This is a genomic window from Yoonia sp. (genome assembly GCF_017854415.1).
In the GTDB taxonomy this organism is placed as follows: domain Bacteria; phylum Pseudomonadota; class Alphaproteobacteria; order Rhodobacterales; family Rhodobacteraceae; genus Yoonia.
The window spans coordinates 1-6,072 of the sequence record NZ_JAFMHR010000158.1; the positions used below are offsets into that span (position 1 = coordinate 1).

Below are 6,072 nucleotides of genomic sequence, written 5' to 3' on the forward strand. Positions count from 1 at the left end.
CAGCCCAAAAAGCAGGCCGCTTTGATGATGAAATCGCAGCTTTCACCGTGAAAACACGCAAGGGCGATATTATCGTCGACAAAGACGAATACATTCGTCACGGCGCCACGATGGAAGCGATGCAGAAACTGCGCCCCGCTTTCACGAAAGACGGTTCTGTTACTGCGGCAAACGCATCTGGTTTGAACGACGGTGCAGCGGCGACATTGCTGATGTCGGCCGACGAAGCCGAAAAGCGCGGGATCGAACCATTGGCCCGCATCGTGTCCTATGCGACAGCCGGCTTGGATCCGTCTGTCATGGGTGTTGGCCCGATTTACGCATCGCGCAAGGCGCTGGCGAAAGCCGGTTGGACAGTCGACGATCTTGACCTTGTTGAAGCCAACGAGGCGTTCGCGGCACAGGCCTGTGCGGTGAACAAAGACATGGGCTGGGACCCTTCGATTGTGAACGTCAACGGTGGCGCCATTGCGATTGGTCACCCAATCGGTGCGTCCGGTTGTCGCGTGCTGAACACTTTGCTCTTCGAGATGAAGCGCCGGGGCGCTAAGAAAGGCCTCGCGACTCTTTGCATCGGTGGCGGCATGGGTGTTGCAATGTGTGTTGAGCGCCCATAATTTATCGCGAAACAATGTTGCGCCCTGCGGGGCGCAACGATAATAAGATTACGTAATTAAATTCTCTGGAGGAGAAACTCATGTCACGTGTTGCACTTGTAACAGGCGGATCGCGCGGAATTGGCGCGGCTATTTCTAAAGCTCTTAAAGACGCAGGTTGCAATGTTGCCGCTACTTACGCCGGCAACGATGAAAAAGCCGCAGCTTTCACAGCTGAAACAGGCATCAAGACGTACAAGTGGGACGTTGGCAACTACGAGGCATGTCAGGCCGGTATCGCGCAAATCGAAGCGGACCTTGGCCCGGTCGATATCTTGGTTAACAACGCGGGTATTACGCGTGATGCGCCGTTCCATAAGATGACACCGCAGCAGTGGCATGAATGCATCGACACCAACTTGAACGGCGTGTTCAACATGACTCACAATGTTTGGGGCGGCATGCGTGAACGCAAGTTCGGCCGCATCGTCACTATCAGCTCGATCAACGGGCAAAAGGGTCAGTTTGCACAAGCAAACTATGCTGCGACCAAAGCGGGCGACATCGGCTTTACCAAGTCGCTGGCCCAAGAAGGTGCACGCGCTGGCATCACTGTGAACATCGTAGCGCCCGGCTACATCAACACAGAGATGATGAGCACAATTCCTGAAAAAGTAATGAACGAAGTCATCTTGCCACAGATCCCTGTTGGTCGTCTGGGCGAAGCATCGGAAATTGCCCGCGCGGTCGTGTTCCTTGCGTCCGATGATGCAGGTTTTGTTACCGGCTCCACGCTGTCTGCGAATGGCGGTCAGTATATGGTCTAAGCCAGACCAATTCGAAAAACAAAAGGCCGCGCTGTGACAGCGCGGCCTTTTTTTTTATGCGGGTTGGCGCCATGCCTTAGCGACGGCGCGTGAACCAGCGGATTGCATTGCGCAGTGCTTCTGCACGCTCGTGGTGCGCGCGCTCAATACCTTCACGGATACGGGGGCTTGTTGTTGTCTCGTACATTGTGTCGTTCCTTACTTGTCATTTTTGTTTGTCTTGATGTCCCTAATATGGGTCTTTCCAGGTCTGCCGACAAACGAGACTTTCTATTGCTTCAGTTAAGCTGTATTAAACTGAACTATGTCAGATAGATTGCCCCCACTTACCGCATTGCGTGCTTTCGAAGCCGCAGCACGTCATATGTCATTTGCGCGCGCTGCGGCAGAATTAAACGTCACACCAGCCGCATTATCTTACCAAATCAAAGCATTAGAGGCAGATTTGGGGCAACCTGTCTTTCGCCGTCTCAACCGCGCGGTAGAGTTGACCGAGGCGGGACGCTGCCTTGCACCAGGCGCAAGGGACGCCTTTGAGACGCTGTCCTCGGCATGGCGATCTGCAAAAAGATTGAACAATAGTGGGGTGCTCACGGTGACAGCAGGCCCAGCCTTTACCTCTAAATGGCTGGCTCCGCGCATGTATGAATTTGCCAAAGCTCACAACGAGATCGAGCTCCGGTTCTTGGCGACACTACGCCTGATCGATTTCGACCGGGACGAGGTGGATGTCGCCATTCGGTTTGGGCTGGGCCATGACAAAGGCGTCTATTCCCGCCCGCTGATCAAAGAATGGATGACCCCGATGATGACGCCAGAAATGGCAAAAGACATCACGACACCCGAAAAACTAGCTCACGCGACTTTGATACATGACGATTCAGTCAACTTTTTCAAAGCTCCGACTGATTGGTCGGCATGGGTAAGAGCCCAAGGCATCGCGATTGACACGGACCATGGCCCACGATTTTCGCAAGCCGATCACGCGCTTGATGCTGCGATGGCGGGGGCGGGGGTTGTATTGGGGCGGGTTTCGCTAGCGACCCGCGCGTTAGAGGCTGGTCATCTGGTCGCGCCATTTGAGCTTGGCTTAATATCCGAAGCGCAGTTTCGCTTTATTTGCCCGAAAGGGAACGAAAAACGTCCCCATATCGCAGCCTTCGAGGCGTGGGTGATCGATGAAATCAAGACGTCAACGCGGTTCGTGGAAGGGCGGCGTCTTGTTGATGCCCGCGATTTGGCCTGACAGCGCGACAATATGCGCTGCCAGTGCCGTTCCGTTAATGTGCGCTTAAACGGCTAATTTCTTCCTTTAGCATCAATTTTTGCTTTTTCAATTTTGCAACTTCGATGTCGTCTGACGCAGGGCTACGCTGCAGAACTTCGACGTGTTCGGATAAGGTCTCGTGCTTCTTCTTCAGGGCCTCAAGGTGTGAATTCATGCTCATTATATTCCTCCTGTAGGTTGATGATAGTTGATTGCACCACATCAGATGCGATCTGTCACGCTGCAAGGCAGCAATTCGACATAGACAGATCGTCGCGCAGAACATTTACGAATATCTTAACGCAAAATGGGCAATTCTTCGCCGTTCCGTAATGCCTGCCGTACTTCGGTGGTATAACTTTCGCGATCACCCTGATGAGAATCGCCAACATGCATCACGAGTGACGGCGCCAATCGAAATGCGGCGCGGCCTTCTTGGCGCGCTTGCAGCACAAAAAGTTCAGGCGCACGCGCGGCGCGTCCTGCGATGGGCCTGACAACAATCGCACCAAGACGCCCCTCAAGGGCGGATAGAACTTCTGGCAAACGCTCCATCCGTTGAATGAGCGTCAAATAGCCGCGCGGTCCGACACGTTTTGCACCGATGGTGATCCAATCGGACAAGGGGGTATCGCCGCCAAAAGCCATATCGCGCCCTGCATCCGAAGCGGACGTGCCCTCGCTCCGATCAAAATAGGGGGGGTTCATGATGACATGCGCAAATCGTTTTTGGCGCAACTCGGCGGGCAGGTCGCGCAAGTCGGCTGTGATTACGTCGAAGGCAATCGCGCTTTCTGTCGCATTGCGCTGCGCGAGCGCCGCATAGCTTGCCTGAACTTCGACACCAGTTAGCGCTACATCAGGCACCCGTGCCGCGATGCAAAGCGACGCAACACCAACACCACATCCTAATTCCAATATCGCATCGCCGGGTTTAGCAGGGACCGATGCCGCCAAGACGACTGGATCGACGCCCGCCCGATAACCGACACGGGGCTGCCAGATGCGTAGCTTGCCACCCAGAAAATCGTCACACGTCAGGTCGTCAGAAGCGTCCAAGGTCAATCTCACCGTCGCGCATTACGGCCTCTGCCATGAATAAATCGCGGTCTAAAACCATCAGGCGCCGCGGCATTATACCTATGCTACCTTCGAGGACGCTCATATTTACGTCGAAGGCGAACCAGTCTATACCCTCGCTGTCCAACAGGGCGGTTGCAAAGGCAAGGACCGTAGGGTCATTTGTACGCAGAAGCTCTTTCATAATTAAGACCTAAGGCGCGGCATGGCCGTTGTCTATTCACTTGACGGAACTGTTAATGAGCCTTGATGTCGCTGCCACCAAACCACACGAACAATTAGCCGCTGCTTTGGCCGACGATTTGGCGGCAGTGAATACGTTAATCCGCGAACGCATGGCCTCGGAGCATGCACCGCGCATTCCTGAAGTCACAGCACATCTGGTTGAAGCAGGCGGCAAGCGCCTGCGCCCAATGCTGACTTTGGCGGCGGCTCGGATGTGTGGCTATGACGGTCCATACCACGTCCATCTGGCCGCCACGGTCGAGTTTATTCACACCGCCACTTTGCTGCATGATGATGTTGTCGATGAAAGCAGTCAGCGGCGGGGGCGCCCGACGGCGAACCTGCTTTGGGACAATACGTCCAGCGTTTTGGTGGGTGACTACCTGTTTGCGCGGTCCTTTCAGTTGATGGTTGAAACCGGATCGCTGCGCGTTCTGGATATTCTGGCCAACGCTTCGGCCACAATTGCCGAAGGCGAAGTGCTGCAATTGACCGCTGCCAGCGACTTGGCGACAACCGAGGCGATTTATTTGCAAGTTGTGCGCGGCAAAACAGCTGCGCTATTCTCTGCCGCGATGGAAGTCGGAGGAGAGATTGCCGGCCAAGATGCTGCTACAAAACAAGCGCTTTTCGACTATGGCGATGCTCTGGGAATTTCGTTCCAGATCGTGGATGACTTGCTGGACTACGGCGGCACAAAGGCCATTGGCAAGAATGTCGGCGATGATTTTCGTGAGCGCAAGCTGACACTGCCAGTCATTCGTGCTGTTGCCGCGGCCGACGCGGACGAGCACGCGTTCTGGGTGCGGACGATCAAGAAGGGCCGCCAAGAAAACGGTGATCTAGAGCACGCGATTGCACTTTTGGCGAAGCATCAGACGATGGAAAGCACGCGACAAGACGCATTGGCTTGGGCAAAAAAGGCTAAAACAGCTTTGGACGCGGTGCCTGATCATGCGCTCAAGCAGATGCTGGTTGATCTAGCGGATTACGTTGTCGCAAGGATCAGCTAGACCTTTTGGTATAGGCCAAAATACCGGCCCGCTGCGTACCAAATGACCGCGAGCACAAGCAGCGCAATCAGCCCGTCGACAAAGTAGTGCCATCCCAGATGAACGGATCCCAGCCAGATGATTGCTGTGCCCGAGGGCATGTAGGGGGTTGAGTTCAAAGGCGGAATTGCGCAACTTTAAACTGCGGCCTGAAATAGGCGGTTACCAACTTTTTAGGACTGCCTCATGAAGACCGCCACAAGCTTTGACCCACAAAGATTACTAAAGGCGCTGTGTTTATTTGTTCTGGCATTCATCCCGATCAACATGCTCTTTTCTCCACTCTACGATTTTATGTCTGTCGAAAGTCGGGGTGCAAGTTGGACAGTCACGATGTCTGCATATTTCTTCGTTCTGGCGTCGATACTTTTTCTTGCAGTGGCGGTAACTCTTTTAAAGTCGCGTAATGAAAAACTGTTCTTTAGGTCTACGTTCGCGTTCTTTCTCTACGCTTTTCTGAGCACAATATACTTAGCTAGCGACCTTTTATATCCGATTTTTGGACTGGTATCTCTACTGGGTGCTGTTCTTGTTGGGATACTATTTTATGTTTCTGCAAGGGATAAATTTCTTGACGCAAAAGTAGTTTTCTACTTCTTTGTCTTTTCAGCAGCTTTTGTGGCGCTGCCTTTACTGCTCGTGAACATTGACACCAATGGTTTCGCGCAGTTGTCAGAAAGTTTTGGTGCTAATAGCATCCTCTATGGCTATGAAAACCCCCGCGCCGTTGGCTGGGCCTCTACGATCTTTCTTTCCTTGTTGGCTGCTTATGTATCAACTCTACCCAACGGGAGCAGAGTTCGCACAATCTTTCTAATACTGGCCATAATAGCCTCAACTACGTTGTTTTGGAGTGGGTCAAGAGGGGGTGTGCTTGCATTTCTTATAAGTATTTCTATCGTTTTTTGTTTTTCCCAAACGAAAAACTACAGAGGCATTTTGTCTATTCTTTTCTGTTTAGCAGTGGGCGCCGCCATATCCCTTCTTTTGTACTTGCCGGGCAGCTCATACGGCATATTTGCCAG

The 6,072-nt window shown here is 53.1% G+C and carries 8 protein-coding genes; 5 read left to right on the plus strand and 3 right to left on the minus strand.

The window, feature by feature from the left end:
• The 3 genes from QZ197_RS14160 to QZ197_RS14170 form a co-directional block, all read left to right on the plus strand.
• Positions 1-617 (plus strand): acetyl-CoA C-acyltransferase (locus tag QZ197_RS14160; RefSeq protein ID WP_296432777.1); only part of this gene is annotated, 617 nt, incomplete at its 5' end.
• Between the two features lie 80 nt (positions 618-697).
• A complete protein-coding gene (phbB, locus tag QZ197_RS14165) occupies positions 698-1,423 on the plus strand; it encodes an acetoacetyl-CoA reductase (RefSeq protein ID WP_296432779.1) in 726 nt (241 codons plus the stop codon).
• Positions 1,424-1,727: 304 nt separating this feature from the next.
• Positions 1,728-2,669 carry a transcriptional regulator GcvA gene (locus QZ197_RS14170; protein ID WP_296432781.1) on the plus strand — a complete coding sequence of 314 codons (942 nt, stop codon included), beginning with the start codon at positions 1,728-1,730 and terminating at the stop codon, positions 2,667-2,669.
• 34 nt (positions 2,670-2,703) lie between these two features.
• Here the strand turns inward: QZ197_RS14170 and QZ197_RS14175 are convergent, their stop codons facing one another.
• The 3 genes from QZ197_RS14175 to QZ197_RS14185 all read right to left on the minus strand — a co-directional run bounded on the left by QZ197_RS14175 (position 2,704) and on the right by QZ197_RS14185 (position 3,954).
• A complete protein-coding gene (locus tag QZ197_RS14175) occupies positions 2,704-2,871 on the minus strand; it encodes a DUF465 domain-containing protein (protein WP_296432783.1) in 168 nt (55 codons plus the stop codon).
• A 116-nt stretch (positions 2,872-2,987) separates the two neighbouring features.
• Entirely contained in the window at positions 2,988-3,755 is a 768-nt protein-coding gene (locus QZ197_RS14180) for a methyltransferase (protein ID WP_296432784.1), read from the minus strand.
• On the minus strand, positions 3,736-3,954 hold the full coding sequence (locus QZ197_RS14185; protein ID WP_296432785.1) for a DUF2007 domain-containing protein: 219 nt from the start codon (positions 3,952-3,954) through the stop codon (positions 3,736-3,738). The genes QZ197_RS14180 and QZ197_RS14185 overlap by 20 nt, the downstream gene beginning before the upstream one ends.
• A 55-nt stretch (positions 3,955-4,009) precedes the next feature.
• Here QZ197_RS14185 and QZ197_RS14190 point away from each other — a divergent pair, with 55 nt between their 5' ends.
• Both QZ197_RS14190 and QZ197_RS14195 read left to right on the plus strand, forming a co-directional pair.
• A complete protein-coding gene (locus QZ197_RS14190; protein WP_296432786.1) occupies positions 4,010-5,008 on the plus strand; it encodes a polyprenyl synthetase family protein in 999 nt (332 codons plus the stop codon).
• Positions 5,009-5,233: 225 nt separating this feature from the next.
• The coding region (locus tag QZ197_RS14195) for a hypothetical protein (RefSeq protein WP_296432787.1) at positions 5,234-6,072 on the plus strand (839 nt) is incomplete at its 3' end.

What these genes read in the sequence shown, in the direction of transcription:
- phbB (WP_296432779.1), top strand. Translation starts at nt 698, where the DNA reads ATGTCACGTGTTGCACTTGTAACAGGCGGATCGCGCGGAATTGGCGCG.
- QZ197_RS14170 (WP_296432781.1), top strand. Translation starts at nt 1,728, where the DNA reads ATGTCAGATAGATTGCCCCCACTTACCGCATTGCGTGCTTTCGAAGCC.
- QZ197_RS14175 (WP_296432783.1), bottom strand. Translation starts at nt 2,871, where the DNA reads ATGAGCATGAATTCACACCTTGAGGCCCTGAAGAAGAAGCACGAGACC.
- QZ197_RS14185 (WP_296432785.1), bottom strand. Translation starts at nt 3,954, where the DNA reads ATGAAAGAGCTTCTGCGTACAAATGACCCTACGGTCCTTGCCTTTGCA.
- QZ197_RS14190 (WP_296432786.1), top strand. Translation starts at nt 4,010, where the DNA reads ATGAGCCTTGATGTCGCTGCCACCAAACCACACGAACAATTAGCCGCT.